We start from the raw sequence: 746 nt of genomic DNA on the forward strand, positions 1-746 counted from the left end.
ACGAGGTGGACTTTGTGGACAGTGTAAATAGGAGGTTGGTACAGGTGAGTTATGCCTCTGGGAGAGATGAGATTAAGGAAAGGGAGATAAAAGGGTTGTTAAAGGGTAGTGAGGTCACGGGATATAATGACTTAATCTTAGTAAGCTGGGACTACGAGGAAGAGTTAGTTGTAGAGGGAGACAAGAGGGTAAAGGTTGTACCGTTATGGAAGTTCTTGTTACTATATTGATAGGAAGAACGGCAAACCTCGCCCTTTAAGGCGGGGGTAAATGTTTTTAAACTCCTTTTCTCTCTACCTTTTCCTACGACACTCCCTTCTGGTCAACTTCTCTATGAGGAGCCGATTTCTCCCGCAATACCAGAGCGTCCGTACTGTAACTGTCAGATTGTTCCCTAATGGAGCACAACAGAGGAAATTGAAAAAATTAGCAGGCGCATCAGCGAGGTTATACAACGTAGTAAACTATGAGAGAAGATAACAGTTCTTCCAGCAAAAGAAAGTAGACCTAAAAGGTACTTGGGACAAGTATTATGAGAAGTATAAGGATATTCTTAAAACTAATGCACAAACCGTATTACAGAAGAACAATGAAGCATGGTCATCCTTTTTCTCATCACTGAAGAATAAAGATAAACTACCGCAATTCGGTGTGTGGACAACAATTTCATCCACCCCATAAAATTTTATTACAACTTATGCTAATAGATTTCGAGTAAATTGTGTTGTAGATTAGGAAGAATATTT

Annotated in this window: 2 protein-coding genes and 1 pseudogene; 2 read left to right on the top strand and 1 reads right to left on the bottom strand. The window is 39.8% G+C overall.

Translation table 11 applies throughout. The features are described from left to right. Window positions 1-230, top strand: a pseudogene (locus tag DMP16_RS10450) (AAA family ATPase); the annotation flags it as partial. Between the two features lie 103 nt (window positions 231-333). Next, on the top strand, window positions 334-480 hold the full coding sequence (locus DMP16_RS11155) for a helix-turn-helix domain-containing protein (protein WP_156770090.1): 147 nt from the start codon (window positions 334-336) through the stop codon (window positions 478-480). 50 nt (window positions 481-530) lie between these two features. Here the strand turns inward: DMP16_RS11155 and DMP16_RS11160 are convergent, their stop codons facing one another. Next, on the bottom strand, window positions 531-674 hold the full coding sequence (locus tag DMP16_RS11160; RefSeq protein WP_156770089.1) for a hypothetical protein: 144 nt from the start codon (window positions 672-674) through the stop codon (window positions 531-533). Between the last annotated feature and the right edge of the window lie 72 nt (window positions 675-746).

This window comes from Sulfolobus sp. B1 (assembly GCF_007050195.1).
In the GTDB taxonomy this organism is placed as follows: domain Archaea; phylum Thermoproteota; class Thermoprotei_A; order Sulfolobales; family Sulfolobaceae; genus Saccharolobus.